The organism is Nicoliella lavandulae (genome assembly GCF_037546185.1).
In the GTDB taxonomy this organism is placed as follows: Bacteria; Bacillota; Bacilli; order Lactobacillales; family Lactobacillaceae; genus Nicoliella; species Nicoliella lavandulae.
The window spans coordinates 203,347-227,943 of the sequence record NZ_JAWMWH010000003.1 but is presented as its reverse complement, the minus strand read 5'-3'; the positions used below and the strand labels follow the sequence as shown (position 1 = coordinate 227,943).

Genomic DNA, 24,597 nt, shown 5'->3' with positions numbered 1-24,597 from the left:
TTAGTCATCCCCTAAATCAGGCTCACCATCACCGTCAGTTGGTTCTGGTGCGCCAGTAGTACCTAACGGTTGGTGATTGCCTTGAATGCTAGTTGTATCCTTGCTGTCGTCCATCATGTTTTGCATCATGTTGGAGTTACGCTCATCGTTAGCATCTTGTTCATCACTCAAGCGCTGTTGTTCTTGATCGGACGGTACACCAGTCAACTCGAAGGCAATATCTTGTAAGGTTTGCTTAGATACGGCACCAGTTTGCGTCAACGTAGTCAATTCTGCCGTGATATCTTGCACGTTATTAGGCAAGTTAGGCGTAATCGTGACGGTAACATTGTCCCAGTCGTTTTGACTGTCGTTGTTGATACCACTACCCGGTAACTTAGTCCAATACGTTGCTAACATGCTCATACGCCGCATTAATCCGCTCGTAAAGATACCCACGAACGTTTTGAACGTAGTTAACGAGCCCATTAGCTTGTACGCCATTGCAGCACCGGTTTGCGTACCAGCAAATGATTGGTCATCTAAGTCGGGTGTCCCGGTGAATTGGTGGATGTCGTGCAACAACTGGTTGATATACGTTTGCCATTCATTCGCGTCTAGTGACTTAGTCAGATAACTAGCACTAGTCGGGATGTTCTGTGGTCGGTTCGGATTAGACGTGTTCTCATACGGCTTTAAAATCATTACATTCGAGTTAGTCGCAATCGTGTTCTTGACCATATACGGCTTGTTCTCGTTGCCTTGGCTATCCTTGTCCTTAATCGTGAAGGTGTTGGGATGCTCATTGTCGATATACAACGGATTTTTACGATGATCATTTGCTTGAATGAACTTTTGCGGCAAGTTGACCTTACCGTTGATAACCAACGTGGAATTGCTAAAGTCTTCTTGGCTATTAGCCATTTCAGAAACAGCTTTGTCGTAAGCGTCAATCGCGTCAAGCGTTGGTTCAAATAATCCAACACGCTCATCGTTAAAATCATACTCAGTGATTGGCACTTGTTGGAATGGATGTTGAGCTGAATGCGTAAAATTCAAGTCATGAGTTGGGTCTTCACCAGCATCGTAGTAGTAAACAGCTTCATCTGTGTAGACCTCGACTTGATAACTCACGACACCAGCAATGCTGATCACGTAATAGCGAACAGCACACAGCTCGATTGGCTCAACGTCAGTCGACCAGATAACGAAACAAGTATTCGGGTTGATACGTGAGTTACGCACGTTGTTCGTGCCTTTTTCCACGTACAGCATTTCGAATGCATCCCCCGTGACCAGTAAATCCTTGGTCAACATCTTATTCTTGGTCGGTTCATCGTTATTTGCTGTGAACGTGCTAATCTGGTCAAGCAAGTTGCTACCGTCATCATCTGGGTCTTGCTCGTTGCTGTAACCGTACTTGACTGGATTACCCATCATCAATCCTGTGTTGAAATTGGTAATGTAACGCGGTAACGAGTTAGCAATCCGGTTATCAGCTCGATTAGTCTTGTCTGACCGCCAGTAGTGGATATCAGAATCACCCGTGTAGTATCGTTGCAACGTGATAATGCGTGGTACTTGGTTGTTAAAGTGGTCGTTGATATACCACTGAATGAACGACTTAAAATCGGCGTTATCAGCATTGTTCTTGATTGCTTTGTTGTAATCATCCCATGTTGCTTGTGGGACTTGATAACGTTGATTTGAGTTGAACAGGTTACGGTCGTTATATCGTTGTCCATTGAGCATGTGGACTGAATTTGGTGCAACTGGGATGCTTCGCCAGTGTGCGTTAACATCGTTAGTCGTTGCCATCTAATCACTTCCTTTCGTTGTTAAAATCCTAATTCGGCTAGATTGTCGAACGTGTCTTCATCGTCCTTGCTGTCATCGTGGTGTAAGTTGTACCAGCGTGTAGCAACACCATAACCGAGACAGTCCATCGGATCATCACCGTCTTGTTTGAGCGGTTCACCCGATTTTTCATCCCATACATACTTGTAAAAGGCGTCAATCACTAAATCCACGTCTTCCTTAACAACGTAGAACTTGTGTGCGCTAATCTTAGCTGATAGTAGCTCAACACGCTTTAGAATGCTTTGTTTGTACGCAAATCGGCAATCTAAGCCAGCGTCTTGAAAAGCGCCTACGTTATCTGGTCTAGCTGAATCAGCATAGATTGGCAGTCGTAGTCCAGGATTGCCAGTTACTCGTCTAACGTCATCTTGAATGCGCTTGACGGTGTCGATATGGTGTTCGATTGGCTTATGCTTTTCACTAACCTCTTTGAGCAAGTAAGTATTGCCTTGTTCATCGTCCGCTAGCAGCATAATCTCGTTAGTATGCTCATAACCCCAGTCAATGCCCATGTAATAGCTTAGGTCTTGATTTTCGACCCGTTGAGCAAAGTCAGCATGATCAATTACCATCGTGGTCTTGTCAAATGAGCTATATACCATACCTTCACCAGTCACCCAGTTACCTAGCACTGAGCGTTCGTAGAACATCCCTGTTTGCTGTTTCATCGCTGCCGCATACTTTGGATCAAGCGTTGGATTGTCGTCGAGCGTGAAATGATTACTAATGTACAATCCAGAATCGTTATCGATGTAATCACGCTTGAGCCAATGCGTTGGAATGTCCGGGTTGGTATCACACACGATGCGAGCACCAGGTGCAGAACAACGGTCAACGATTTCGTGGAACACCTCTTCATTAGCCAGTGATGCTTCGTTGATATATGCACCATAAGCAGTCATCCCACGGATTCCAGCTAAACCACTGATTGACTTGGTGTAAGCTTGCACGATTCTAACAGCTGGTAATCCGCTGAAATGGATGTTGAAAGCATTTGTCTTATCAAACTTGAATTGCAAGCCGAAAACGTTATCTAGTTCAACTAGGATATTGCTTTGAATTGTTTTCGATGATGTTCCACCGAGAATGTATTGTGGAGTATGCACGCCTTGTTGCTTAGCAATCGTTGCAGCACGTCTAACTTCCATCAAGAACGTGTAATTATCGATGTAAGTCTTACCACTACGCTTAGCACCATAGTTGATCATGATTTTCCAGTTAGAGTTATTAAGCACTTGGTCAAGCACTTCTTCTTGTTTCGGATTAAATAGTGCTGTACTGACCATATGCATCCCCCTTACTCATATGCATCCCCCTTACTTATTCGTGTAAATCTCATCGACCTTATCAAGCAATTTCGACACTTGATCGATGTTTTCATCATTTGCACCGTTGAGAATCTCGAGCTTGCGTTTCTTGATTGCAATATCCACGTCTTTCTCGGATTGCTTTTGCTGCATCCCTAGTAACTTGAGCTTATCCTCTTGTGTCATGTAAGGGATGCGCTTGAGTATTTCCTTGAGTGCGGAATTACGCTCAGCAAACGTTGGTGGTACTTGTACTTCATCTGTGCCTAGCGGACCAGACACAAATTGAGTAGTCATGACATCACCACGAGCGATATGCGACAAGGTCGATAGTGCTTCTTCGGCCGTCATAATGTCGCGTTTGAAAGAGTCGCGTTGAAGGCTGTTAATATAGGATTTGACTTCAACATTTTTCAACAATCGATTGCCTACTGAATAGGCTGTTTTGTCTTTATAACCAGCTGATTTAGCAGACTCGGTTGCATTTCCAGTCTTGACGTACTGGATAGCAAATTCCCGTTGTCGCTTATTAAGTTTTGTCACTCATAACACATCCCTCCTTCTCGGTGATTTTATGTACAAAAAAAGCAACCACCGAAGTGATTGCTTATGTTTATTCAGATACTTTTGATTGAAGCACGTATCCTTCTAGTTGCCATAATCTATGCTTGATTTGTTCCATGCATAGCTCTTTGCCGTACTTAGCATCGTAATTAGCATCGTAATTAGCTGGGTCAACACACCCGCTAGATTCGGTCAAAGTATAGCCGTTAGGTAATTGCACAGTCACGACCATGCACTTTTCAAATACTGTTCTAGCGTCAACCTTTGAGTTTGCTAGTAAATTATCGATATGTTCTTGCGTCACTTTAACAGCTTTTGGTTGTTCATCTACAAAAACCTTGTGTCCACCATTTGTAATTCCAACTAATTTTTTATTCATTTATTTTCCACCTTTTTATAATTCTATTCTTTTGAAAATTCGATCACAATCAGCATTAACTAATCTTTCCAACTTTGCTAGCGAGCCAAACATAAGCATTTCTTCGCTTACTTTGCCGCCTTTAAACGTGCATAATCCATCGATTGCAACAAGGATTTTTGGCATTACACGATATTTTTTAATTTCAAAGCCGTTATAAACATTGACTTCATATATTTAAAACGTTTTGAATTAAGCTTTTTAACTACAATTGCAACTTCATTTGCCATTGCTATCCCACCTTCTAAATTATGTACGTGGGCATTACACCCACGCGGAATGTCATCGTCTTGTCAAAGACGAGTCTAATCTATGCATCTATGCTATAGCATAGAAAAAACCTTGTTAGGATTTGCACCTAATCAAGGCTCATCTTGGAGTACTAGATAATTACAAATACTATTTCATCAGTCCATACTACAATAATAGCATGGTAAACAGCGGTTATGCTGTGATGATTCTACTGTGGTACTTGCCGAAAACTCCGATTATTTTCTGTACACGAGTAACTCTTCGTATTTGAGTACACCATCGTCATCAAAGGTAGGTATGCCTGGGCAAACTTCGCTATACACTAGTAACGATTCTTTGCGTAAATCGTAGAAACGGCTCTCGCTATATCCCATCTTGTCCCAAATCACTGAATTTGGCTTGATAGGGCGAATGTAAAGGTCGGTTAGGATACTTTTATACACATCGCTTTCAATCGCTTCTATCGTCCTTGTGCAGACCATGCAATACATCTTAGCTTCTTCTTGTCTGCTCAAGTACTTGATAATCTTATCTTCGTTGGTATTTCCATAAGCATGTCCCGTAGGCATGTCACTAATCGTTGGTGATTGTAAGGTTTGAATTTGCGGACGTCTGCTCAGTTGACGGTAATTCTGGTAATCTCTTAGCATGGTTTCTGCTCGGTTAATGGACTTGGCCTTGTCGACCCGTGAAAAAAATGAAGTTTGCATGCGATCATCACTCCTAGAATTCGATATATGGTAAAATAGACGAGTGATCATTTCATAAAGAAGATTTAGTTGAGTGCTGGACACACTCGATATGTATTTGACGACTAGCAGCCACTAGCCGTCTTTTTGTTTGCCTTAGTCCTTGTCATTGTTCTTAATAATAAATGCTGCATATAGCACTACAACAGATACAAAGACTACGATACCTACCATGTCATCACCTATCCTCCTCATCAAATTTCTTCGTATTCCTGTTCCATTTAGCAATCGTGACCGGCATCTTGTACCGATACATAAAAAGGTTGATCCGCATACTCGAACCGTCCGTCATGGTCGCTTTACCACCTTTAACGTCAATCACTTTGATTAGCATCCCTTTATCATAGACAGTAAAGTCTGGTGTGTACTTGCGTGCAGCATGCTTTTTGCTACCAATCTGGTACGCCGGGACAATCTCGAACGCTTCATGATACTTTATTTCGACTTGCTTATTGCCTAAGTATGCTTGTTTGCACGTATACCAGTATCTAGCTTCTGCTTGTGAGTCAAAAGTGAGCCCGTCAATCGTGACCTTCTTATTGTTGTACTTGGTCTTACGTTTGCGGCTAATATGTTTGATTGCTGGTCTGCCGTCTGGATATTTCATTAGTCCTTGGTAGCCTTGACGTCAGCAGCATAGATAATGTCTTGCATAGCCAAGTAGATACTGTACTGCTCTTGTCTGGTCAATCCTTTGAAATAGTCCCAAAACTCAAATTCGATTTGATTACCGTCCATCGTTATCCTCCTTATCAAACAATATCGTCATCATGATGTTCTTAACTGTATTAGACGTCTGCAAGAACGCTGCTTTCTCATTACCTTCAACAGCTGATATCGATATCATGATCTGCAATGCTTTACGATAAGCACGCTCGATATCATCATGATCAACCGTCTTACTCAACGCTTTGCCAACAGCTAGATACGTCTTACATTCATCTTCGTTCATTTTCATCCCTGCTTTCTAATCATTTAACTAGCTCAATCGTGTCGATAAAGTCTCGGAAATTCATAACGATTGCGGGGATGCTAAGAATAGCGATTGTAATTAATACATAAATCATTTAAACACTCCTTATAAAAACCAAATTACTGCTATAATCAAAGCCACTGCTGCGTTGGTCAGAACAAAGAAAAATATCACTAATGATACAGCGAAAACTATATCGACCATACGACATAGTTTATTACTTTCCTCTAGCCTAAATATTCGTGGTATTGAAGATAATGACAATAAAACAATAAAAGTCGAAACATCATAATATTTAGCCAACGTCTTAATCATCTTCGAATTAAGGTCACGAATTCCTCTTTCGTAGTGACCAATGGTACTTAAAGTTAATCTACGCGATTTCCTAATACTTGCTAAATTATTCATCCTAACGCCCTCTAACTAAATCTTTAATCTTTTGCCATAAGCTACGGTTAATGTATGCTTTGAGCTGCTCAATCTCATCCCTACGTTTGCCAAGCTCAATCGATAAGCTACGAATGTGCTTGTCCTTGGTCTTGATAACGGACTTTAGCCGGTCATATCGCTCATCGTGCGGCTTGTGATGATAGTCAACTTGCTCGAGCTTCTTAGCAATCCGCTTAGACATTCTCGGCTCGAAATTAGAGTTGACCATTACCAGCGTTTTCAAGTGTTTAATCTCAAGCTTAGTCAAGTTGATTTTAGCCATGATGATCACCGAAAAATTGTTGTAACAGCCCTGGCTTTTTCCGCGGTGGTAGCAATCGACTGTTCTCAGCTAAGACCTTTTCATCGTGTTCACGAATCCAGTTGGCTTGCTCATCGTGTAGTTTGTCGTTCAAAGCATTGCAACGATTCTGAAGCACCGTGTTCTTAAGTCGTAAGCCGTCATTTTCCGCATTCTTAGCTTGCACTTGATTAGTCATTGAGTTGAGTTCACGTTTTAGCTTGCCAATCTCTTGAGCCGCTTCATGCTCGGCTGCTTCGTGCTTTTCGATATTGCACTTGAGCTTAGCGATTTCTTCTTCTAGTCGCAGCTTAGTGTAATCAACGTTGACTCGTTGTTTTGGTTTAGGGATGAGATATGATCCGATAATTTGTTTGAGGTGCTTATTGAAATACGGCTGTAATTCGTCCCTACTGAAACTTGCAATAGTTACGACCGCATTAATACTCACAAAGGATAATCGTGGTGCTCTATGGGCTTGAATTAGTTCAATTAAGTCCTTCCGATTACTTTCTCGAGCGTCAGCTAGTGTAACGGTAAATGCTAATCCTCCTTTACCACGGATTCGGCGTTCGATTAGTTTGCGAAATACAGTGGCATTCTTCATCATGTGTGCTGCGTCATATTTGCAAACGTAAAGCTTGTCATGCAATTCAAGTGACGCCACATTGTCGTGTGCATATAGCTTGACCGTTCGTAGCTGGTCAGCGGTAAGTCGTTTACTTGGCATCGTGGTCGTCCTCCTTTTCAGCTGCTTCTTTCATCCCGATAACAGCAAAATAGCTCTCGATTGCAATCTCGCCCCAATCTTCATCTAGCTTGCGTTGTCTAAGCTCAATATCGCGCATCTTGATATCTGTATACAATCCGTGGAAGCATAGTGCTAGAACGTCTAGTAATACGGCTAAGATACCGCATACTGCCCATAGGCTATCGTCAACGAACGCTGCATAAATCATGAGTAATAAGCTTACTGTGAATAAACTTAGCATTACCGTATGACAATGATTTAAGATAAATATTTCTAGTTTAGTGTGATGGTTGATCATGGTTATCTCCTCCGCTCATAGCAACCTTGGATAACAAGTTTACATATTTTAATAAATCTTCTTTCGAATCAAAATGAAGATTTATGTTGATGTCATTGAGTACGTCATCATCGCTAATTTTTGATAATGCTGACTCAATAATTCCGCAACTAGCCTTAGCAATCTCTTTTTCGAGTGGAGTAAAGCTCGGAATTGAAGCAATATAATTAGAAATCTTTGGCAACTCTTCTCTAGTAGGTAAAACATTCCTATAAGTTTTTCGAATGTTATCATTGTTGCAATACGGTAATAATGCATCTCCAGCATTTTTTAACTGTCCCTCCAGGTTCAGTTAGTCGATTACCGTCTCGGTCGAACAGCACTACTCTGCGGATCAAGTCAGTTCGTTGGAACGTCCCTACGAACTTTCCATAGCGGCTATACTTAACGTCATAGGCTGATAGTGCTATATAGATACCATGTTCGCCAGGTGCAGGGATGCCATATCGTTTAAGCACCTTACTTAACCGTTGCATCGTGGTGGCCTTGTACTTTCTTCCGTCCGGTTCTGGTAAAGTAAAACTATACATAACACGTTTGTAGCGTCTAATTTTATCCGACACATCATGTCTATCAACACCAGCCATTTCAGCAATCTCATCTTCGTTATAGCCTTGAGATAGCAGCTTGCAGATTAAGTAAGTTGCATAGCTTCTAGGTGCAGTCAGATTAATCGTAGCTAAGCCAGTGTCGTATTGGGTATGAACCCAATCTAGATCCGTAGACCTTGTACGGTATCCCTTAGCGGTCTTCACATATTGTTTTCTAAATTCCTTTAGCTCTTCATCATCCCAATGCATGATGTTTCTTCCATAATGAACTTCCGCGTTGAAAAGTGCATTACCCATTGTCGTCATAGTCATGACACGTCATCTCCTTTAGTTTTGCCTTTGCTTCTAATCGCTTCAATATGAGCGATAACCTTTGCTCTTTCTTCTTCACTGACTGGTTCAACAACTTGTTTATCAAGACCTTTTTTCATCCAAGTTGGCCGCAAGTCTTTATTGGGCTTAGGATTACCATAAGAAGATTGGCTAGTTTGTTTAGTATCTTCAATGGTTTCGTAGCCTTTATCTTGCCAATCTTGCATAAGCTTATTAAAGTAACTAAGCTCATACTTAGCATTTCGCTTAGCTAAGTCAGCAGCATAGTCAACTAGTTTTGGATTCATCTGCTTAGTCCAAAGTTTTTTAGCCAATTCTAACTTGGTTGGTTTCTTGTCTCTCTCACTTCTCGTAACTTGTTTACGAGAGAGATTAGTACCTTCAGTACTTAGTGATTTTAAGTACTTAGTTGAGTTAGTATTTTGTAGTGGCTGATTATCCGCTGCGGGTTTTCCGACACGGTGGTTTTCCGCTGCGGGTTTCCCGCTCTGGATAAATTCTCCGATTTCAGAAAAGTCCCAATCATAACTATCAAAAGTACCATTTTCATTTCGATGCTTATTAGAACGTCTGAGATATCCAAATTTTTCTAGTTCTTTTAAACCACTGCTAACACTTTCTTTACCGTCTTTATGACGTTTAACGATTTCGGATAAATAGTAATCCCAGTCATCTGGAGAGTGCCATAAATCAAGAAATAGCCCCAACGCTTTATAAGAAAGCCGCTTATCTTCAATAACCGTGTTTAAGATTACTGTGTATTTCTCTTTGTATTTTTTTCTTAATTTCGACATTAGCGTTGTTCCTTCCCAGCTGAGTTTGCATTCCCTGATGCATCCCTAGGCTTAACCATTTTGTTATAGCTTTCAACGAACCCTGTATACTGCTTAATTAGTTTGTTGATCATATCTTTGCTCATAAGATTGAATGATTTTAAGTTGTAGTCCTTAAGGATTTGATTACCAATGGTCTACTCCATAAATTGCTTTTACGCTGCTTGATCAGTTTTGTCATTTCGTTGCTCCTTTCTTATCGGGCATCCCACCCGTTCGGCTAGTTACGCTAGCTCGTCTTTTCAGTAGCTTAGAAAGGTAAATCATCATCCGAGATTGCTTGCTGTTCACCATTGAATGAATCAGTACTATTGCTGTCGTTGAAGTTTACCTTGAAGTCTGGGGTTGATTGACTTTCGCTGGCGTGTACGTCACTCCACTGGTGTTGTACGTTCGGAAAGTCGGTCTTAGTCACGTTGTAAGGAGCAACTCTGTTCCGTTCCGTGACTTTGCCATTAAAGTCGTTCTTTTCTTTCTTGATGAAAGCCTTGAGTGGCTTCTTGGTCATGAAATTGATAAAGTCTAGCGGAAAATCTAACTCTGGTTGGTTGAATCCAGCTTGATATAGCAAGCTTTGGATATCCTTGACGTTGTAGCTTTGGTTGTCAGACTTGTCAGTCCATAAATCGAGAAAGACATGACGGTTATGGTACTTAGCGTTGGTCTCTGCTAATCCTGGTACGTTATCAAGGTCGTTTCTGATCACTAACTCTAGTTGCATTGATTTACGACCATTTCTAGTCGTGTTCTCGCCAACGCTCTTGACGATTACTTCATAGTTACCGGTTGGTAGTGGACTAAAGTCGTTTTGTCCTGCATAGTCCTTAACTTCGTTTGGATTAAAGCTCATTTTCATTTTGATTATCTCCTTCGTCTGCTTGTTTTAGTTGTGGGAATAAGTCTTGTGGTTGTGCTGCTTTACGGTCATCAAGACGGTTCTTAGCGTAGATATTGTCGTTACCTTCTAGTAAGATGAATCGTTTGCCTTCGCTACCAGGCTTTTGACTGATCATCATGCGTCCGCACACATCAACGTGACCAATCAAGCTATCCATGACCGCGTCTCTGACCTCGGGTACATATCGATTGACCTCTTGACCAAGGCTCGTGACGAACTTGCGTGTTGATTCCCATGCGGTGATTAGTACATTGATATGGACTGATAAGGCACTGGCAATCCAGCGATTAAAGTAGTTAGTCCATGCCGAGTAGTCTTGAATCTGGTTACTGAGCTGCGACGATGACTTGCGAGCCTGTTCAGTGAACCAGTCTTTTTCAAAACTAGAAACATTATCGATAACTAGATTGTCGAAGTTGCCCTTTTCAATCCAGCTCTTGAATTGCTTCATAAAACTAGCTACGTCTTCGATTGGTTGGCTTCTATCGATTGAAGCGACCGTTACGTTGTCTAGTCCGCTCAGTACACGGCTAGAATTGTCTAAATCAAGCACCAAGGTCTTGCCTGGTAAATCACGGATCAAGCTAGTCTTACCAACCCCTGCCTTAGCGTAGACAAGCATCTTCCAACTATCTTGCCGTACGATATTGCTTGCTTTGATTAGTTGCATACTAGAACCCCCTTACTTGTTGAGTTTGAAGCTGACGGATTCATTCTGTTCGAAATGCATCCCGTCAACGATTTGACCATTCTCATCGATAGCCTTGCCATCAACGTTCTTGATGGTCTTTTTGAATTTGGTCTTATCCACGCTATATTTGAGCATTTCGGGTGCGTTGCTACGAACATACTCAGTTAGCTTTACATCATCGTAGATAGGCTTATTTGTGTGTCTAACGATGGTTTGACCAGCTGGTACATCGACCTTTTGATTCGGCTGTGTTTGCCGATATTCATCGAGCTTTTGCTTGAGGTATTCGCTGCTATCAATAGCCTTACTTGCTTTGCGTTGATACCATTCGTCAGCTTGTTTAATGTAGACTTGGTGTTGCTCCTTCAAACGCTTGACCTCTGCATCGTTTTCGGCAATCTTCATGAATGCCCAGTTAGCTAGTTGATCACTATCAATCTTGAATTCTTGTTCCTCGTTGTTTACGTTTAATTCGTCCATTTAATTAGCCCCCATAGAATTTGATTTTCTTTGAATTTAGTAGTAGGATTAAAGCTAATTAAATTGCTTATTAATAGCTTCAAACCTAAGTCATCAGAATTTGCGTTCTGGTGGCTTTTTTGCGTTGTTCTAAGCATCATGCAGCCCCCCTTCTGTTGTGAAATGAGTCTTTGAAGCCTTCATCTTTGTTCCAATCGTAAACATGCTTAGCTGGTTTGATTTCAGTCTTCTTTGCTTTGACTGGTTCATCATCTGACAGCTCATACTTGATAAAATTGATGAATCCGCCGCACTTACATATCGTGTACCCAAATGCATATGCTGCTAGTGCAACGACTGCTACTCCTGCAAAATCTGTCATATCTATTCCTCCTCGTCTGTGTTAAGAATGATTTTTTTAACTTTGGCAATGCTATTTTTCCAAGAATCGTTGTCATTATTAATCATTCCATTATCCATATCTTGCATTAACCGATCTAATAATTCCTCTGGCTCGTTATAAGCAATGTAGTTATAAGCAATGATTCGTTGTTCTAGGTCAGCAATGTGACCTGCTAGTCCATAAATTGTTTCTTTAGTAGGTCTTGGGTTGCCAATTATTTCATCAAACATAATTTCATCGACTCTCATAGCCTTGTACGCGTCCATTTCTTTGTATAATTTCTTTTCTCGATTAGTTGATTTCATGTTAGTCTTCCTTTCTAAACATCTAATTTTGTTTGGTTACCAATTTTTCTAACTTCAACCATCGTCTTAGATGATGGATACCAGTTGTCTAATAATTCACATACATCATCGAAATGCTTAAGCTGAAGCTGTGATCTAAAGCGAACGCCTGTTAAAGATAGAATTTGACTGCTGATATCTTTGAATAGCAAGTTTTTCTGGTCTTTGTTTAAGCCTTTGTCATTGACAATTTTGTAAACATTACGATTAACGGTCTTAGAAATGTATGAGTATTCAGGACTGGTTAACTTACGTTCGCTTTTCAGAAAACTAACATCACTTTTAAGCGCTTTAATATCTTCATTATTAGCATCCATGTTTTCTAGCAATGCTCTCGTCATTTCTTGCGGCGTTTTTGGCAATAATTGTTGTTTAGCTTGCTTTTCCATGCTGATAAAGTATTTTCTAGCTTGCTTGCCCTTATCGTTACGTTGAATCATGGAAATTTCTTTAGCGGTATCTAATGTGATTACATAATCCCTAACTTTTAGGTGGCCACCAAACCCTTTATCGGAATTGACAATTTTGTCAAAACCGACAAAATCAACGTTTTCAGTAAATCCGTAGCTAAACATTCTCTTTGACCAAGTTGTAAACTCTGCTCTAGCATCTAACCATTTGTATAAATCTCTCATTGATATGGCTTGGTTGCCTTCTTTATCTTTCTTAATTGGAATAATTTCTTTAATGTCTTTCATGGTAAAATCTCCTTTTTATTTATGTTTTGTGTAATTTACATCAGTTAGGTAATAAACGCTGATATAATTAAGTTGTTGGCTCATTTGCCAAACACCCTAATGGAAGGGGGTGTAAATATGGGCAAGAACCAATGGGTTGTGCCTCGAGGCAATCAATGGGCCGTGAAAGGCGCTGGTAATCATCGTGCTACAAAGCTATTCGACAAAAAGCAAGACGCAATTGACTACGGAATTGATATCGCTAAAAATCAAAATTCTGAATTCATTTCTCAAAAAAGAAATGGTCAAATTGATCTTAAGAATAGTTATGGCCACGACCCAAGAAATATTAAAGGCTAGTCATCATAGACTGGCTTAATTCGAATCCTAAAGCCGTCTGCTAAGTAGAAATCACCGTTAATGATTTCAGCAATGGTTTTAGGATTTTCTTCTGCAGTTTCAATAATGATTCGTTGATAATCACTCATTGGTTTATTCATCCCGTTAAGGTGTGCCATATAATCACTTCCTTCTTATTCTTCTGAACTGTTTTCAATTTGAAACGTTGAAATGTATAGAGAATTTACATAGTAAATATCTCCGTCACTATCAATTACTTCCCAAACTTTAAAGTCCGGAAACATCGATTGAATATTCGAAGAAGCGGGCTTCATTTCTACGTTTTCAAAGTTTCCAATGTCATCAGTAACTACCAGTGATTTAAGTTTCATGTAGCTAATCTTCCTTTCTTGTTATAATTGAATTGCTCCACGAAGGGAGGTGACTTTTAATGAAACTTAATCATGACTGTGTTCGAGAGTGCTTACTTTGGATTGAATCAAATGTTAATTTTGCTGATGATGAGAGCCCTCAAAATCTAATTAAAGATTTATCAGAAAGTAAAGATTTTACAAATGACGAAATACTTTATTCCCTTGAAAAATTAAAGGAAGCAAGTTATATTACTGGAGGAATTTCCGTTTCTCATGGAATTGGTGGCAATAACATAGTGCAAATTAACAGCATTGAGGAAATCACATGGGAGGGACATAAATATTTAGACAATATTCGTGATCCGAAGATCTGGAGCGACACTAAGAAAGCGACAAAATCATTCACTAGTGTTTCTCTATCCATGATGGGAAATATTGCTAGTCAGGTTATCGCTTCTGTGGTTAAACAATCTTTAAATTTGCCATAATCATCTAATCATTTTTAACAAGGAAAGTTTTACCTTCCACTAAAAGGTAAAGCTTTTTTTGTTTAAAACGATCTACATATCTTTCTTCTTTTGAAACATCAAGTTTGGTGTCTTTTGTAAGTCTTAAAATGTTCTTTTGCTCTAATAGTATGCTGACTATAATGTTCGTATCTTTAATTACATCGACAGTTTTTCTACATCCCATTCTTTTGTAAAAAAGTATTGCTTCCATTTAAGCTGACCCCCTTTAATGCTCTATAGTTGCTTTATTTAAGTAATCGTTTTGTACCTTATCTGATATCAATTTTTCTATCTCTATTCCAAGTCAGTCTCGAGTGGAAGGAAGGAGCAGACAATGATATTCAAAGTTAACTACCTCTTTTAAGGTCAAATGGTCAACTTTGTTATCATTTCTAAATTTATCTAAAGCAGCGGTTAATTCATTTAACTTGTCTTTTCCAAGATATTTGATTAGCCACTGTTTTTCTTTTTGGATTTTTTCTAAGTCTGAATCTTTTTCTCCGAACAGATGCTTTTCTGCTTCTTTAAATCTCTTATCTAAAACATCATTAACTTGTTTTTGGATTGTAGCTGCGTTTAAGCTACGATCCTTTTTTTCTTTTTCAGAATTGAGATACTTAACAATTTCTAAAATGGTTGATGAAGCTTGAAACTGTTGGTTTTCTTCGAAATAGTTACCGTTCTGAAGCTTCTTAATTTCATCTTCAAGAATTTTTTTGTAATCCATAATTAATCATCCTTTCTAATTTGAGTCATCCGTTTGTCTAAAGCCAATCACTATCATTGTTCAAAGGAATAACTTTCTTGTTACCTAAATAATTACGTACATTTACATCACGTAAATCGACAGTTTCTAGTAATGAATCAATGAACATTCTTCCGGCTTCTGTCCAGAAGCTGCTAGTGTAACGTCTTCCACTTGGAGCCATTTCCTTTGTATTGAGCATATAGATACCAACGTTCGCCTTGCTTATACTGAACTCCAAACTGATGTAACAAATTATTCAATTCTCTAGCGCTTAAGCCATAATTTTCTGCGATTTGTGTTGTCGTCCAGTAGAATCTTGATGACATATACAAGTCAAATCGTTTGGCCCTAGGTTTGTAGTATTGAATTTCATCTTCCATATCGGCCATTTGTAGCAATGCTTGATGAAAGTTTTTAGGCAACCGATCAGCAAATTCACCAAAATGCTCTTCATCTACAGGTACGGGGCTTTCTTGGTGATAGCTGCCAGTCTTACGAATTTGTGGAAGAACAACTGAAGTAACCCAACGTTTGAATTCTCTTGCCGATGGCAATTTGCTACTAAGAATTAAGCTGTACATTCCAGATTCGTTAATAACTACTGCTGATTAAACTGCTGTGTATTTGATTGTCAAAGAGCAATGGTTACTTGATTAAGTTACTTGTGTACTTTTGTGCACATAGGTGACTAAAAAAATAGAGTGGTGCTTAGCATTAAGTGATTTTTCAATCTTAGATGCTAACTTAACAGAAGGGTTTTGCTTACGGTGTGCAATTTGATAAATGTAGCTTCTAGTAACGCCTACAACTTTAGCAAAGTCGCTCATTGTGAGACCGTGTTCAAAGATTAAACCTGTAAGGTTAACATCATCTCTTAATCGCATTCTGTATTTCATTTTTCTTACCCCCTTTCTTTATTACAGTTACTATTATAACACCTTGTGCATAAAAGTAAACACTTTTTGTGTATTTTTCTGCTATTTATTACACAAAGCAACAAATGAGTGATAATATTGCATTATCAAATAACGATGGGTGTGAATGATATGGCAAACGCTACTAATGAAGCTTTTGGAGAAAAATTAAGAAAGGTTAGAACGGAACGTGGCTATTCGCTAAGACATTTAGCGTATAAGTCCGGTGTTTCGTTCTCAATGATTTCTCAAATTGAAAGAGGCTTTAAAAGTGTGCCAAAACCAAAAACACTCAAGAAACTAGCAAATGGATTAAATGTTCCTTCTAATCAAATGTTCGAATGGGCTGGTATTGATCCAACAACACCGAATAATGTGATTGCACTTAACGACACCAACACTGTTAATCTACCAATTTTAGGTGAGATAGCTTGCGGCGAACCAATTTTAGCTAAGCAAAACATTGATGGCTATACGCCAATGGTCAAAGGTACGCTACCAAGTGGCACTAATTTCTGCTTACGTTGCAAAGGTGATTCAATGGAACCCCGTATTCAAGACGGTGCTTTAGTCGTGATTCATCAACAACCTACAGTGGAAGATGGCGAAATTGCTGCCGTTCTGATTGGCAATGAAGCAACACTTAAAAAGGTTAAGCATATTGGTAGCCAAGTCTTACTAATGGCAATCAATGATAAATACGATCCAATCATTTTAGACGGCAGTGAAGATAGTCGAATCCTCGGTAAAGCGATTCAAGTAATTACACAACTATAAAGGAGGTGATATATATGAAGAAACTAGTTATTTTCATGTTAACTGTGCTAACGTTATTTACGACAACTAGCACTTTAGACAATACTTTTACACCAGTTGCTAGTGCCCAATCGGTTTGGGTAGAATTGCATGGTAATGGTAGAAAATATCACTCATACAATCCCGGCAGGCGTTTTGGCCGTGGCAAAGTTAATCATCACTGGACTAAAGTTTCATTATCATGGGCCAAAGCTAATGGCTATACTAAGAGTTTGAGATAATGATTAGTAATAAGTCCAAATACTTATAACTATAACAATTAAATTATATAAATAAGGGAACATTGTGAGCATAATGAGCTTGCAATGTTCCCTTATTTATAATGTTATTTCTAAGCTCCGAGTCCTTTATCATTCACCCAACCAGCATGATCATATCCATTTTCTTTGGCAAATTTATCATTCATATATTCATAAGTAACACCACTAGAGTCAGAGGTTTGATTATTAATACTATCGTCACTTAGGTTTACCCAATCCATTCCACTTGTTATGTTAAACCCAGTTGGTAAAACAGCCTTAGGATCATCAGGGTTGTAATCCTCATATATTGTGTTAATAGACTTATCATAGCTAAAATTGGCACTATCTAGAACGCTTTTATCACTTGTAAATGTATATTGTGTTGTTAGAAGAGGATTATCTTTAACAAGTTGCTTATCCTTTTCATCTTCAGCTTTTTCTTCACGTTTAATTTTATTAATGGCTGCTGTGGATTTAGCCATTTCGGCATTGAGCTTAGCCATACTTTCTTTGTATCTTTCATTGCGTTGTTTTTCTTTGTATTTCATTTCTTCTTGAGCATTGTATTTTTTGAACCAACTACTATTTTCACCACTAAAAACAAAATAGAATGAATCTTTTGTTGGTTGAAATTGATATCCCTTTATGGCATATCCACCACCTGTACTCATTAGCCAATTAGAAACTTTGATTGTAGAATGAGTTGCTAAGTCACCAACATATTTAAATTTATTAGCAGCTTCATAGTTGCCTGTTGTTACCTTATAAACCTTTTTTGATTTAGTAACTGTTACCTTATTGTTAGTTTTATAACTATAACCAGATATTCTTGCCTCGGCATTTGTATTTATCATTAATAAAAATGCTGTGGAAGCTAATAATAACACTAAAAATTTTTTCATGTGATTATCCCCTTATGTATTTATATTTAAATTAACTTCATTATACACTAAGAATTATAAACCAACTGCATTTTAGAGTAGAATTCATCATAGAATTAATTACAGCAGCTTCTGGGGGAATGATATCATTATCAATATTAATAAATTCACTTTTTGGAGATATTGAATATGGAAAATTTAAGGTAAAGGGAATCTTTAACCCCAATGGTGGCGCAGCAAGTAATATTTATCCTAGTGTTAGAAAGGAAAAAAAGAACCAACAAAAAATGGATAAACTAAAAAGAAAAGAGAAAAAAATTGATGTAAAACTAAAGAAAGAGAAATTAAAACAAAGTAAGTTAGAAACAAATAGTATGAAACTTAAAAATGAAAAAGTAGCAAAAGAACTTGAAGATGAAATTAATAATAACGTTGAAAAGAAGGCAAATGAAACTATTAAAAAAACACCCTCAATAGAAAAGGATGTTAATGAGCTTAAAGAAAAATTACAAATTACTAATGACGAAGTTGGAACTGAATTTTCAGAGAAAAAGCAAGAAAATAATTAGTATCATTTCTTGGCCTTATTCTAATGAACATTAATATTATCAATATAGGCAAAAATATATAAAACCAGACTGGCACTCTAAATATTAAAAAGAGAAAACAATAAAGTAAAGAAAAAGAAAAGAAGTACCCATTTAAGACTTGTATAACACTAATCATTTTTCTATTGTTCATCATTATCTCCCTCTCTAATATTTATATTTAACAGTTAATTATACATCAAATAATCATTGGATACAAAAAACGATAGGTTAATTAAACCTATCACCATTTACTCTACTTAAACATTTCAAAGAATTCATCGTTTTCTTTTTTGAGTTTAATATACTCTCCATTCATTCTTTCTTGATCAATTTTACTTTTCTTCATTGCTTCATCAGTAGTGATACTTTGTCTTTCAAAATCTATTTCGGAAGACTTTAATTTAATAAATACATGTTTTAAGAAATTTATATTATTCATTCATTAGTCATCCTGCCTATCATTAATTATAGATATTATTTCTTCATAAGAATTAAAATTAAATCTTTTTAACGTTAAAATTATGTTAGAAAACAAGTTAAAAGTCAAACTTTAAAAATGTATGTCCAAATACTGATGACTCTAAAAGCTGAAATTTACAGATGAGGTTGCAAAAATAACTAAAAATAACGTTTGGTATAAGTGAATATAAACATTATGTATGTTAAAATTAAAAAGAATTAAATAAATCTAAGGGAGTAATTACATATGGGTAATGTTTTGGGTAATATTTTCATGGTTCTAGGTGTCATCTCTATGGTATCGATAGTAGTTTACTTGGTTAAGCTGCTTCGGTCATATTACAAGAGTGGTAAAGACACCAAGAATGAGGCATATCGTAGGAACTTCAAGCGCTTTTTTACTAACATTGTTTTGATGTTCGTTTTCTTTTTAATCGGTGGGCTATTGCTACCAAACGGAGACAGCAGTAAGCCAAGCAAGCCTAGATTGACTGCTAAGCAAAAGGCAGCGTCTAGCTCGAAGGCATCTTCTGAATCAGAAGACAAGAAAGCATCATCTGAAATGTCATCTGAAAAGGCTAAGAATGAAAAGAACAACAAGAAAGACTTGGACAAAAAGTTACAAGAATATGCTGACAAACAAAGCAATGGCATTCAATCCGTTGAGAACGATGGTACTACTATCACCGTCACACTAGATAGTAGTACAACCGATAGCTCGACAGATGACGAAATGCGTCAATACTGTTCTAGTTTGTATCATTCTATGGAAAGTTGGGTTAAATACTACAATCAAGACACACCATACTTTAGAATCTTAGATAGTGATGATAAAACGATTGCCAAGACAACGTTCTTAGGTGACTATAAGTATGTTGGACTAGATAACTAAATCCTAGCTACATTTTAGAGTAGAATTCATCATAGAATTGATATATTATTGACTATGCAATTCTACATGTCGGGCAGAGACTAAGCTGCCCACAATAAAAAGAGCACCCAGTTATTACACGGACTGAGTGCTCTTTTTGTGTACAATTATCTTGATTTAATGAATTCGATTACTTCTTGTTTTAGAAATATCTTCTTGCCTTGCACCTCGTGGTAAGGTAATTTATCGAGCTCAATCATCTTGTTGACTTTAGCCGAGCCGAATTTGAGCCACTTAGCGAGATTAGCTTTACCATGGATGAACGGATCAGCATTGATTGCCGATTGACGTCCTTCATCAAATGCTTGTTGAAACATTGATCGTAACTCATCTTGAAATGTCGAGTCGTCAACTTGTAGTTTAGCTTCCATAATATCAACTCCATTATCGTTGCTTATCCTTATCTAGTATGATTGCTCCCCAGCAATTATATTGTATAAGCAATGATAGGATTGAATTAAAATAATTTCTACCGTAATATGTAGTTAAGCAACAAAAAATCCTTTTCATTGCTCCCCAGCTAAGAAAAGGAATGATCACAATGGCAAAAATTAAAAAGTACACTACCAAGGACGGTCAGAAGCATTATATGTTCCGGATTTACCTTGGTGTCGATGAACGGACGGGTAAGAAACGGCAGACGACTAGACGTGGCTTCAAGACGCAGAAAGAGGCTAAACTAGCCATCTCGAAAATGGAATTGCAGATTGAAGCGGATGAGCTTGAACAGCATAGCAAAACCAAGTTCAAGCAAGTTTATGCTGAGTTTGTTGAGTCATATCGTCCTTCAGTCCGTGAGAGTACGTTCTACAATTTTAGGACAATGTCGATTAATCATATTCTCCCCAAATTTGGGGAGATGTATATTGAAAAGATTAAACCAGTTGATATACAACGCCAGCTTAATCAGTGGGCGAAGGAATTTCAGTCATTTGGCATGGTCTTACAAATATTCAAGCGAATATGTACCTTTGCACTTAGACGGGGCTATATCAAGCATAATCCAGCGTCAATGGTTATAATGCCTAAGGCTAAGGACAAAGATAAGACTAAGAATTTCTATACCCGCGATGAACTCAAACAATTCTTCAATGCACCCTACTTTAGACTGCATACTCGATTTAGGATTTACGTTTATTTCAGACTACTTGCCTTTACTGGATTGCGTAAGTCGGAAGGACTAGTCTTAACTTGGTCGAATATCGACTTTGATAAGCATACCTTAACGGTCAGTAAGACGCTATCTAAGTCGGTGAACGGTGGCAACGTAATTAGTAAGCCCAAGACTAAAGAAAGTGAACGTACGATCCTTATAGATGATAAGACGCTCAACGTCCTAAAACAATGGCAAATCGAGCAACGCAAGCAATTGCTGCTGCAAGGAATCAATATCACTAACCTAGACGCTTATGTGTTTAGCAAAGACGGTAAGCACCATTTTGCATTGTCGCTTCCAAAGCAATGGCTTAGCACTATCTATCATACCACTGATATGCCCCAGATTAGTGTGCATGGATTTAGACACACCCATGCGTCCATGTTATTTGCAGCAAGTGTGCCAATCAAAGAAGTGCAGGTTCGACTCGGTCACTCTGATCCGCGAATGACGATGGACGTATATACTCACGTTAGTCCAGAAATTCATAAAGAAGCGGTCGATAAGCTATCAAATTATGCTAATTTTTGACAAAGGTTAGTCAAATGGTTAGTCAAAAGTTATGTAAGACGCTGATTTTGATTGATATACCAGTGATAACAAGGTTTTTAGCAACTTAGCTGTGCTTAGTGAAGAAAAGCACAAGTAAAACAATCTCATTTTATTAATCCTTAATAAATTTTATGTAAAATAAAAGTGAATTGAAATTAGCTTCAATTCACTCTTATGTTGGAACCGATTATTTTAAATCTTCAATTGCTTGTTGAGCAGCAACGTTAACGATGTTCCATGGCCGATCAAAGCCAGGTTGGAAGAAGAAGTCAGCATAAGCTAAATCTTCGACCGTCATCTTAGCTTGGATCGCCAATGAAATTACGTTCATGTTTTGAGTTGAGTCTTGAGTGGACATAACTTGACCACCTAAGACTACGTGAGATTCTGGATCATAAGTGATCTTGAATAATACCTTAGCATTACCATCTTTATCTGGCACAAATGGGGGTCTAAACGTATCAGTTACTAAGGATGACTTAGTCTTAACGCCAAAACGAGCTTGTGTTCCTTCCTTGATTCCAGTGGAAGCAAACTTGTAACCAAACACAGTTAAAGCACTAGAACCAGATACTGGAACCATTGAATGTTTTCGACCAAGCGCATTGATCGCAGCATTCCGACCTTCACGACGAGCAGTGGATGCAAGTGCAATCCGTGCCTTCTTACCAGTTGGGGCAAATGGAACTAACGTTGCATCTCCAACTGCATAAATATCTGGTTCACTAGTTTGCATGTATTCATTCGTCTTGATCAAACCATGGTCATCTAGGTCAACGATTCCCTTCAACCATTCAGTATTAGCGTGAATTCCGGCAGCTTCAACTACTAAGTCAGCAGGAATTTCAACGCCCTTTTCAGTAACCGCAGTGGTGACCTTACCATTTTCACCCTTGTATTCGGCAACCCCTTGACTACCGTAGAAGTCAACGTTATTGTCCTTCATAACCTTAGTCAAAGTGTCAGTAAATTCTTTATCCAAGTATAGACCTAATAAACGTTCGTTATGTTCGATAATTGAAACGTTCATCCCAGCTTTAGCAAATACTTCAGCTGCTTCAACACCAATGTAACCAGAACCAATTACTACAACGTTCTTAACTGATGGGTCAACTGTCTTTTCTTTTAGCTTAATTGCCCAATCACGGCCACGCATCTTGTAGATGTTTTGTAAGTCTTCACCCTTTACGTGAAGATTTGCTGGAACCGCACCAGGACTCATGATTAACTTGTCATAACTTTCGTCACGTTCGGAACCATCATTATGGTTAACGACATGAACAGTGTGATTAGCAGGATCGATTGATGTGATTTCTTGTTTTACAAATACATCAACGCCTTCCTTGCGCATTTCATCTGGTTTAGCATAGCTAACGTCATTAACATGCTTAACAACTCCTTCGAGATATAATTGCATCCCACATGATAAGAAGGAGATGAAGTCACCCTTTTCATACCATTAAATTTCTGTATCTGGTGCATCTAATAATAGTTGACGAACGGCATCGTAACCACCGTGAGAAGATCCTAAAACAATAACTTTCATAAGCTATGACCTACCTTTCAAGGTTTTAAAATATTATAATTAATTCTAAATTAGAATTATTATTAACTAGAACTAATTATAATCCATCAAATTCAAAATTACAACTTAATTATATCAACTTAATAATATATCGTAAACGATATATCTCTAAATTAGTGAAATTTTATACAATCTTTATTTACCCTTCAGAATTAACATTCACCTATGAATAAGATATAATAATTGATAATAAAAGTTAAGGATGTGATCATTGTGCCACTTATGCGAATTGATGTAATTAAGGGTCATGACGAAAAATATTTAAAGGATTTAATGGAAGTTTCATACCAAGTAATGTTGAATACATTCGGGGTGCCAAATGGTGACCGTTACCAAGTATTAAACCAACACGAACCTTTTGAAATGAACATTTTAGATTCAGGCCTGGGCATTGAACGCAGCAACGACGTTGTTATGTTCCAAATCACCACTCGTTCTAGAAATGTTACCCAAAAACGGGCATTCTACGACCAATTAGCAAAGGAATTAAACCAAAAAATTGGCTTAGATCCAAAGGACTTATTAGTTAGTTTATCCACAAATGGGGATGCTGACTGGAGTTTTGGTAATGGTAAAGCTCAATTTGTTGATGGTCCATTACACTAATAATTAAGCAACAAATAAAGTCGTAATGCTAATTTTAATTAGATTACGACTTTATTTTTACAATTTATAAATATGACGATGATTAAGCGGTTGAGGAATTCGATTATTGGGGGCAAACAATGATTGATACCGTTTTAATTGTGCAGCGCTAATCGTTAACGCTGGAGCATCTAAAACAATCCATTCTACCCCTTCAGTTAGTGGCGGTGTTGTTAATGAACCTAGGTAGTGAAAGCCCGTTCGGTCATTCAATTGAAGCCATTCTGTAATATCAATATTCACATCTACATCATTATTTACATCAAAATGATCCAAAATTGTATTCAATTGATCACTTGGACTGGCAACGTTAACCATTAGTGCCACTACTAATAACTGGCCAATTGTATTTTGATGTACTAAGTGAACTTCAAATGGATATTGTTGACCATCAATCAGGTGCTCAGCCGGGGCGTGAAAATGAACCTGTTGAAGGTTAAATTCACGATTAAAGATGACTGCTTGGCCTGCACCAATCAATCTAATGGTCGTTTGGTCATTAATTAGCTTAGTTAAATGGTAATTAGTATCCATTGAAAATGATAGTGATTGCTGATTGGCAATCGTTATCTTTGGGTCAATATCAATCGGTGACTGTTGGCCACCAAATCCATTTGCCCAATGATTTTGTTGATGATAATCTAACATTTTTAATCCCCCCGTTATTTAAATCTAATAATAGCACTATTTTGGCATCGACAAACGCAAAATTTATTAATTGTTTATCAGAAAGGATAAGTTAACCTA

40 protein-coding genes and 1 pseudogene are annotated in these 24,597 nt (G+C 38.0%); 8 read left to right on the top strand and 33 right to left on the bottom strand.

The features are described from left to right. The 22 genes from R4146_RS07695 to R4146_RS07590 all read right to left on the bottom strand — a co-directional run bounded on the left by R4146_RS07695 (position 1) and on the right by R4146_RS07590 (position 13,130). Complete coding sequence (locus tag R4146_RS07695) at positions 1 to 1,797, bottom strand: phage portal protein (RefSeq protein WP_339960872.1); 1,797 nt, start codon at positions 1,795 to 1,797, stop codon at positions 1 to 3. Positions 1,798 to 1,817: 20 nt separating this feature from the next. Continuing rightward, complete coding sequence (locus R4146_RS07690; RefSeq protein ID WP_339960871.1) at positions 1,818 to 3,125, bottom strand: PBSX family phage terminase large subunit; 1,308 nt, start codon at positions 3,123 to 3,125, stop codon at positions 1,818 to 1,820. Between the two features lie 30 nt (positions 3,126 to 3,155). Then, positions 3,156 to 3,689, bottom strand: a complete 534-nt coding sequence (locus R4146_RS07685; protein WP_339960870.1) for a terminase small subunit — start codon at positions 3,687 to 3,689, stop codon at positions 3,156 to 3,158. Positions 3,690 to 3,759: 70 nt separating this feature from the next. Continuing rightward, positions 3,760 to 4,089, bottom strand: coding sequence for a Gp49 family protein (locus R4146_RS07680; RefSeq protein WP_339960869.1), 330 nt, complete (start codon positions 4,087 to 4,089; stop codon positions 3,760 to 3,762). 527 nt (positions 4,090 to 4,616) lie between these two features. Continuing rightward, positions 4,617 to 5,090 carry an ArpU family phage packaging/lysis transcriptional regulator gene (locus R4146_RS07675; RefSeq protein ID WP_339960868.1) on the bottom strand — a complete coding sequence of 158 codons (474 nt, stop codon included), beginning with the start codon at positions 5,088 to 5,090 and terminating at the stop codon, positions 4,617 to 4,619. 217 nt (positions 5,091 to 5,307) lie between these two features. Next, complete coding sequence (locus tag R4146_RS07670; RefSeq protein ID WP_339960867.1) at positions 5,308 to 5,736, bottom strand: DUF1064 domain-containing protein; 429 nt, start codon at positions 5,734 to 5,736, stop codon at positions 5,308 to 5,310. Beyond that, on the bottom strand, positions 5,736 to 5,867 hold the full coding sequence (locus R4146_RS07665) for a hypothetical protein (RefSeq protein WP_339960866.1): 132 nt from the start codon (positions 5,865 to 5,867) through the stop codon (positions 5,736 to 5,738). Before R4146_RS07665 ends, R4146_RS07670 begins: the two co-directional genes overlap by 1 nt. Further along, positions 5,857 to 6,081, bottom strand: coding sequence for a hypothetical protein (locus R4146_RS07660; RefSeq protein ID WP_339960865.1), 225 nt, complete (start codon positions 6,079 to 6,081; stop codon positions 5,857 to 5,859). The genes R4146_RS07665 and R4146_RS07660 overlap by 11 nt, the downstream gene beginning before the upstream one ends. Before the next feature lie 126 nt (positions 6,082 to 6,207). Then, positions 6,208 to 6,510 (bottom strand): helix-turn-helix domain-containing protein, encoded by a 303-nt coding sequence (locus tag R4146_RS07655; RefSeq protein ID WP_339960864.1) that lies wholly within the window; start codon positions 6,508 to 6,510, stop codon positions 6,208 to 6,210. A gap of 1 nt (position 6,511) precedes the next feature. After that, complete coding sequence (locus R4146_RS07650; protein WP_339960863.1) at positions 6,512 to 6,814, bottom strand: hypothetical protein; 303 nt, start codon at positions 6,812 to 6,814, stop codon at positions 6,512 to 6,514. Next, on the bottom strand, positions 6,807 to 7,562 hold the full coding sequence (locus tag R4146_RS07645; protein ID WP_339960862.1) for a hypothetical protein: 756 nt from the start codon (positions 7,560 to 7,562) through the stop codon (positions 6,807 to 6,809). Before R4146_RS07645 ends, R4146_RS07650 begins: the two co-directional genes overlap by 8 nt. Then, complete coding sequence (locus tag R4146_RS07640; RefSeq protein WP_339960861.1) at positions 7,552 to 7,881, bottom strand: hypothetical protein; 330 nt, start codon at positions 7,879 to 7,881, stop codon at positions 7,552 to 7,554. Before R4146_RS07640 ends, R4146_RS07645 begins: the two co-directional genes overlap by 11 nt. After that, positions 7,862 to 8,104, bottom strand: a complete 243-nt coding sequence (locus R4146_RS07635; protein ID WP_339960860.1) for a hypothetical protein — start codon at positions 8,102 to 8,104, stop codon at positions 7,862 to 7,864. Before R4146_RS07635 ends, R4146_RS07640 begins: the two co-directional genes overlap by 20 nt. Before the next feature lie 46 nt (positions 8,105 to 8,150). Further along, on the bottom strand, positions 8,151 to 8,783 hold the full coding sequence (locus R4146_RS07630) for a hypothetical protein (RefSeq protein ID WP_339960859.1): 633 nt from the start codon (positions 8,781 to 8,783) through the stop codon (positions 8,151 to 8,153). Then, positions 8,780 to 9,598, bottom strand: coding sequence for a DnaD domain-containing protein (locus R4146_RS07625; RefSeq protein WP_339960858.1), 819 nt, complete (start codon positions 9,596 to 9,598; stop codon positions 8,780 to 8,782). The genes R4146_RS07630 and R4146_RS07625 overlap by 4 nt, the downstream gene beginning before the upstream one ends. Further along, positions 9,598 to 9,723 (bottom strand): hypothetical protein, encoded by a 126-nt coding sequence (locus tag R4146_RS07620; protein ID WP_339960857.1) that lies wholly within the window; start codon positions 9,721 to 9,723, stop codon positions 9,598 to 9,600. Before R4146_RS07620 ends, R4146_RS07625 begins: the two co-directional genes overlap by 1 nt. A 164-nt stretch (positions 9,724 to 9,887) precedes the next feature. Then, on the bottom strand, positions 9,888 to 10,493 hold the full coding sequence (locus R4146_RS07615; protein WP_339960856.1) for a DUF669 domain-containing protein: 606 nt from the start codon (positions 10,491 to 10,493) through the stop codon (positions 9,888 to 9,890). Further along, complete coding sequence (locus tag R4146_RS07610; protein ID WP_339960855.1) at positions 10,477 to 11,205, bottom strand: AAA family ATPase; 729 nt, start codon at positions 11,203 to 11,205, stop codon at positions 10,477 to 10,479. Before R4146_RS07610 ends, R4146_RS07615 begins: the two co-directional genes overlap by 17 nt. A gap of 12 nt (positions 11,206 to 11,217) precedes the next feature. Next, entirely contained in the window at positions 11,218 to 11,706 is a 489-nt protein-coding gene (locus R4146_RS07605) for a host-nuclease inhibitor Gam family protein (RefSeq protein ID WP_339960854.1), read from the bottom strand. A 136-nt stretch (positions 11,707 to 11,842) separates the two neighbouring features. After that, on the bottom strand, positions 11,843 to 12,067 hold the full coding sequence (locus tag R4146_RS07600) for a hypothetical protein (protein WP_339960852.1): 225 nt from the start codon (positions 12,065 to 12,067) through the stop codon (positions 11,843 to 11,845). A 2-nt stretch (positions 12,068 to 12,069) separates the two neighbouring features. Further along, positions 12,070 to 12,336 carry a hypothetical protein gene (locus R4146_RS07595; RefSeq protein WP_339960851.1) on the bottom strand — a complete coding sequence of 89 codons (267 nt, stop codon included), beginning with the start codon at positions 12,334 to 12,336 and terminating at the stop codon, positions 12,070 to 12,072. 71 nt (positions 12,337 to 12,407) lie between these two features. After that, positions 12,408 to 13,130: an antA/AntB antirepressor family protein gene (locus R4146_RS07590; RefSeq protein WP_339960850.1), complete on the bottom strand. Its 723-nt coding sequence runs from the start codon at positions 13,128 to 13,130 to the stop codon at positions 12,408 to 12,410. 117 nt (positions 13,131 to 13,247) lie between these two features. Between R4146_RS07590 and R4146_RS07585 the strand changes: the two genes are divergently transcribed. Continuing rightward, on the top strand, positions 13,248 to 13,469 hold the full coding sequence (locus R4146_RS07585) for a DUF2188 domain-containing protein (RefSeq protein WP_339960849.1): 222 nt from the start codon (positions 13,248 to 13,250) through the stop codon (positions 13,467 to 13,469). Here the strand turns inward: R4146_RS07585 and R4146_RS07580 are convergent. Then, on the bottom strand, positions 13,466 to 13,627 hold the full coding sequence (locus tag R4146_RS07580; RefSeq protein WP_339960848.1) for a hypothetical protein: 162 nt from the start codon (positions 13,625 to 13,627) through the stop codon (positions 13,466 to 13,468). The two genes, R4146_RS07585 and R4146_RS07580, sit on opposite strands and share 4 nt — an antisense overlap. Positions 13,628 to 13,642: 15 nt before the next feature. Next, a complete protein-coding gene (locus R4146_RS07575; protein ID WP_339960847.1) occupies positions 13,643 to 13,840 on the bottom strand; it encodes a hypothetical protein in 198 nt (65 codons plus the stop codon). A gap of 59 nt (positions 13,841 to 13,899) precedes the next feature. Here R4146_RS07575 and R4146_RS07570 point away from each other — a divergent pair, with 59 nt between their 5' ends. After that, positions 13,900 to 14,310: a DUF2513 domain-containing protein gene (locus R4146_RS07570; protein WP_339960846.1), complete on the top strand. Its 411-nt coding sequence runs from the start codon at positions 13,900 to 13,902 to the stop codon at positions 14,308 to 14,310. 4 nt (positions 14,311 to 14,314) lie between these two features. Here R4146_RS07570 and R4146_RS07565 read toward each other — a convergent pair whose 3' ends face one another. The 4 genes from R4146_RS07565 to R4146_RS07550 all read right to left on the bottom strand — a co-directional run bounded on the left by R4146_RS07565 (position 14,315) and on the right by R4146_RS07550 (position 15,975). Then, complete coding sequence (locus tag R4146_RS07565; RefSeq protein ID WP_339960845.1) at positions 14,315 to 14,542, bottom strand: hypothetical protein; 228 nt, start codon at positions 14,540 to 14,542, stop codon at positions 14,315 to 14,317. 93 nt (positions 14,543 to 14,635) lie between these two features. Then, positions 14,636 to 15,058 carry a hypothetical protein gene (locus R4146_RS07560; RefSeq protein ID WP_339960844.1) on the bottom strand — a complete coding sequence of 141 codons (423 nt, stop codon included), beginning with the start codon at positions 15,056 to 15,058 and terminating at the stop codon, positions 14,636 to 14,638. A 173-nt stretch (positions 15,059 to 15,231) separates the two neighbouring features. Beyond that, a complete protein-coding gene (locus tag R4146_RS07555) occupies positions 15,232 to 15,660 on the bottom strand; it encodes a phage antirepressor KilAC domain-containing protein (RefSeq protein ID WP_373695356.1) in 429 nt (142 codons plus the stop codon). Between the two features lie 72 nt (positions 15,661 to 15,732). Further along, positions 15,733 to 15,975: a helix-turn-helix transcriptional regulator gene (locus R4146_RS07550; protein WP_339960843.1), complete on the bottom strand. Its 243-nt coding sequence runs from the start codon at positions 15,973 to 15,975 to the stop codon at positions 15,733 to 15,735. A gap of 135 nt (positions 15,976 to 16,110) precedes the next feature. Here R4146_RS07550 and R4146_RS07545 point away from each other — a divergent pair, with 135 nt between their 5' ends. Then, a complete protein-coding gene (locus R4146_RS07545) occupies positions 16,111 to 16,770 on the top strand; it encodes a LexA family protein (RefSeq protein ID WP_339960842.1) in 660 nt (219 codons plus the stop codon). A 14-nt stretch (positions 16,771 to 16,784) separates the two neighbouring features. Continuing rightward, the gene (locus R4146_RS07540; protein ID WP_339960841.1) at positions 16,785 to 17,030 is read left to right on the top strand and encodes a hypothetical protein; all 246 of its coding nucleotides are present in this window, start codon (positions 16,785 to 16,787) and stop codon (positions 17,028 to 17,030) included. Positions 17,031 to 17,140: 110 nt separating this feature from the next. Here the strand turns inward: R4146_RS07540 and R4146_RS07535 are convergent, their stop codons facing one another. Next, entirely contained in the window at positions 17,141 to 17,953 is an 813-nt protein-coding gene (locus R4146_RS07535; RefSeq protein WP_339960840.1) for a hypothetical protein, read from the bottom strand. A 119-nt stretch (positions 17,954 to 18,072) separates the two neighbouring features. Between R4146_RS07535 and R4146_RS07530 the strand changes: the two genes are divergently transcribed. Further along, positions 18,073 to 18,501: a hypothetical protein gene (locus R4146_RS07530; protein WP_339960839.1), complete on the top strand. Its 429-nt coding sequence runs from the start codon at positions 18,073 to 18,075 to the stop codon at positions 18,499 to 18,501. Between the two features lie 274 nt (positions 18,502 to 18,775). Here R4146_RS07530 and R4146_RS07525 read toward each other — a convergent pair whose 3' ends face one another. After that, positions 18,776 to 18,961 (bottom strand): hypothetical protein, encoded by a 186-nt coding sequence (locus R4146_RS07525; RefSeq protein ID WP_339960838.1) that lies wholly within the window; start codon positions 18,959 to 18,961, stop codon positions 18,776 to 18,778. A 315-nt stretch (positions 18,962 to 19,276) separates the two neighbouring features. Here R4146_RS07525 and R4146_RS07520 point away from each other — a divergent pair, with 315 nt between their 5' ends. Beyond that, positions 19,277 to 19,873: a hypothetical protein gene (locus R4146_RS07520; RefSeq protein ID WP_339960837.1), complete on the top strand. Its 597-nt coding sequence runs from the start codon at positions 19,277 to 19,279 to the stop codon at positions 19,871 to 19,873. Between the two features lie 146 nt (positions 19,874 to 20,019). Here the strand turns inward: R4146_RS07520 and R4146_RS07515 are convergent, their stop codons facing one another. Continuing rightward, the gene (locus R4146_RS07515) at positions 20,020 to 20,283 is read right to left on the bottom strand and encodes a hypothetical protein (RefSeq protein ID WP_339960836.1); all 264 of its coding nucleotides are present in this window, start codon (positions 20,281 to 20,283) and stop codon (positions 20,020 to 20,022) included. Positions 20,284 to 20,453: 170 nt separating this feature from the next. Between R4146_RS07515 and R4146_RS07510 the strand changes: the two genes are divergently transcribed. Continuing rightward, the gene (locus tag R4146_RS07510; protein WP_339960835.1) at positions 20,454 to 21,599 is read left to right on the top strand and encodes a site-specific integrase; all 1,146 of its coding nucleotides are present in this window, start codon (positions 20,454 to 20,456) and stop codon (positions 21,597 to 21,599) included. Positions 21,600 to 21,807: 208 nt separating this feature from the next. Here R4146_RS07510 and R4146_RS07505 read toward each other — a convergent pair. Next, positions 21,808 to 23,166 (bottom strand): annotated as a pseudogene (locus R4146_RS07505) (FAD-dependent oxidoreductase). Positions 23,167 to 23,427: 261 nt separating this feature from the next. On the opposite strand from R4146_RS07505, the gene R4146_RS07500 reads away from it, so the two are divergent. Further along, the gene (locus R4146_RS07500) at positions 23,428 to 23,811 is read left to right on the top strand and encodes a tautomerase family protein (protein ID WP_339961049.1); all 384 of its coding nucleotides are present in this window, start codon (positions 23,428 to 23,430) and stop codon (positions 23,809 to 23,811) included. Positions 23,812 to 23,868: 57 nt separating this feature from the next. On the opposite strand, the gene R4146_RS07495 is transcribed toward R4146_RS07500, so the two are convergent. Then, positions 23,869 to 24,498: a carbonic anhydrase family protein gene (locus tag R4146_RS07495; RefSeq protein ID WP_339960834.1), complete on the bottom strand. Its 630-nt coding sequence runs from the start codon at positions 24,496 to 24,498 to the stop codon at positions 23,869 to 23,871. Positions 24,499 to 24,597 lie beyond the last annotated feature (99 nt).

Bases quoted from the DNA above. Each gene is read 5' to 3' on its own strand.
- R4146_RS07580 (WP_339960848.1), bottom strand. From the start codon at position 13,627: ATGGCACACCTTAACGGGATGAATAAACCAATGAGTGATTATCAACGA.
- R4146_RS07690 (WP_339960871.1), bottom strand. From the start codon at position 3,125: ATGGTCAGTACAGCACTATTTAATCCGAAACAAGAAGAAGTGCTTGAC.
- R4146_RS07510 (WP_339960835.1), top strand. From the start codon at position 20,454: ATGGCAAAAATTAAAAAGTACACTACCAAGGACGGTCAGAAGCATTAT.
- R4146_RS07640 (WP_339960861.1), bottom strand. From the start codon at position 7,881: ATGATCAACCATCACACTAAACTAGAAATATTTATCTTAAATCATTGT.
- R4146_RS07615 (WP_339960856.1), bottom strand. From the start codon at position 10,493: ATGAAAATGAGCTTTAATCCAAACGAAGTTAAGGACTATGCAGGACAA.
- R4146_RS07595 (WP_339960851.1), bottom strand. From the start codon at position 12,336: ATGAGAGTCGATGAAATTATGTTTGATGAAATAATTGGCAACCCAAGA.
- R4146_RS07525 (WP_339960838.1), bottom strand. From the start codon at position 18,961: ATGAATAATATAAATTTCTTAAAACATGTATTTATTAAATTAAAGTCT.
- R4146_RS07555 (WP_373695356.1), bottom strand. From the start codon at position 15,660: ATGTACAGCTTAATTCTTAGTAGCAAATTGCCATCGGCAAGAGAATTC.
- R4146_RS07655 (WP_339960864.1), bottom strand. From the start codon at position 6,510: ATGAATAATTTAGCAAGTATTAGGAAATCGCGTAGATTAACTTTAAGT.
- R4146_RS07585 (WP_339960849.1), top strand. From the start codon at position 13,248: ATGGGCAAGAACCAATGGGTTGTGCCTCGAGGCAATCAATGGGCCGTG.
- R4146_RS07630 (WP_339960859.1), bottom strand. From the start codon at position 8,783: ATGACTATGACGACAATGGGTAATGCACTTTTCAACGCGGAAGTTCAT.
- R4146_RS07545 (WP_339960842.1), top strand. From the start codon at position 16,111: ATGGGTGTGAATGATATGGCAAACGCTACTAATGAAGCTTTTGGAGAA.
- R4146_RS07695 (WP_339960872.1), bottom strand. From the start codon at position 1,797: ATGGCAACGACTAACGATGTTAACGCACACTGGCGAAGCATCCCAGTT.
- R4146_RS07515 (WP_339960836.1), bottom strand. From the start codon at position 20,283: ATGGAAGCTAAACTACAAGTTGACGACTCGACATTTCAAGATGAGTTA.
- R4146_RS07540 (WP_339960841.1), top strand. From the start codon at position 16,785: ATGAAGAAACTAGTTATTTTCATGTTAACTGTGCTAACGTTATTTACG.
- R4146_RS07680 (WP_339960869.1), bottom strand. From the start codon at position 4,089: ATGAATAAAAAATTAGTTGGAATTACAAATGGTGGACACAAGGTTTTT.
- R4146_RS07610 (WP_339960855.1), bottom strand. From the start codon at position 11,205: ATGCAACTAATCAAAGCAAGCAATATCGTACGGCAAGATAGTTGGAAG.
- R4146_RS07675 (WP_339960868.1), bottom strand. From the start codon at position 5,090: ATGCAAACTTCATTTTTTTCACGGGTCGACAAGGCCAAGTCCATTAAC.
- R4146_RS07625 (WP_339960858.1), bottom strand. From the start codon at position 9,598: ATGTCGAAATTAAGAAAAAAATACAAAGAGAAATACACAGTAATCTTA.
- R4146_RS07605 (WP_339960854.1), bottom strand. From the start codon at position 11,706: ATGGACGAATTAAACGTAAACAACGAGGAACAAGAATTCAAGATTGAT.
- R4146_RS07645 (WP_339960862.1), bottom strand. From the start codon at position 7,562: ATGCCAAGTAAACGACTTACCGCTGACCAGCTACGAACGGTCAAGCTA.
- R4146_RS07590 (WP_339960850.1), bottom strand. From the start codon at position 13,130: ATGAAAGACATTAAAGAAATTATTCCAATTAAGAAAGATAAAGAAGGC.
- R4146_RS07665 (WP_339960866.1), bottom strand. From the start codon at position 5,867: ATGGACGGTAATCAAATCGAATTTGAGTTTTGGGACTATTTCAAAGGA.
- R4146_RS07650 (WP_339960863.1), bottom strand. From the start codon at position 6,814: ATGGCTAAAATCAACTTGACTAAGCTTGAGATTAAACACTTGAAAACG.
- R4146_RS07560 (WP_339960844.1), bottom strand. From the start codon at position 15,058: ATGGATTACAAAAAAATTCTTGAAGATGAAATTAAGAAGCTTCAGAAC.
- R4146_RS07600 (WP_339960852.1), bottom strand. From the start codon at position 12,067: ATGACAGATTTTGCAGGAGTAGCAGTCGTTGCACTAGCAGCATATGCA.
- R4146_RS07530 (WP_339960839.1), top strand. From the start codon at position 18,073: ATGATATCATTATCAATATTAATAAATTCACTTTTTGGAGATATTGAA.
- R4146_RS07495 (WP_339960834.1), bottom strand. From the start codon at position 24,498: ATGTTAGATTATCATCAACAAAATCATTGGGCAAATGGATTTGGTGGC.
- R4146_RS07550 (WP_339960843.1), bottom strand. From the start codon at position 15,975: ATGAAATACAGAATGCGATTAAGAGATGATGTTAACCTTACAGGTTTA.
- R4146_RS07670 (WP_339960867.1), bottom strand. From the start codon at position 5,736: ATGAAATATCCAGACGGCAGACCAGCAATCAAACATATTAGCCGCAAA.
- R4146_RS07570 (WP_339960846.1), top strand. From the start codon at position 13,900: ATGAAACTTAATCATGACTGTGTTCGAGAGTGCTTACTTTGGATTGAA.
- R4146_RS07535 (WP_339960840.1), bottom strand. From the start codon at position 17,953: ATGAAAAAATTTTTAGTGTTATTATTAGCTTCCACAGCATTTTTATTA.
- R4146_RS07520 (WP_339960837.1), top strand. From the start codon at position 19,277: ATGGTATCGATAGTAGTTTACTTGGTTAAGCTGCTTCGGTCATATTAC.
- R4146_RS07565 (WP_339960845.1), bottom strand. From the start codon at position 14,542: ATGGAAGCAATACTTTTTTACAAAAGAATGGGATGTAGAAAAACTGTC.
- R4146_RS07620 (WP_339960857.1), bottom strand. From the start codon at position 9,723: ATGAGCAAAGATATGATCAACAAACTAATTAAGCAGTATACAGGGTTC.
- R4146_RS07660 (WP_339960865.1), bottom strand. From the start codon at position 6,081: ATGAACGAAGATGAATGTAAGACGTATCTAGCTGTTGGCAAAGCGTTG.
- R4146_RS07575 (WP_339960847.1), bottom strand. From the start codon at position 13,840: ATGAAACTTAAATCACTGGTAGTTACTGATGACATTGGAAACTTTGAA.
- R4146_RS07500 (WP_339961049.1), top strand. From the start codon at position 23,428: ATGCGAATTGATGTAATTAAGGGTCATGACGAAAAATATTTAAAGGAT.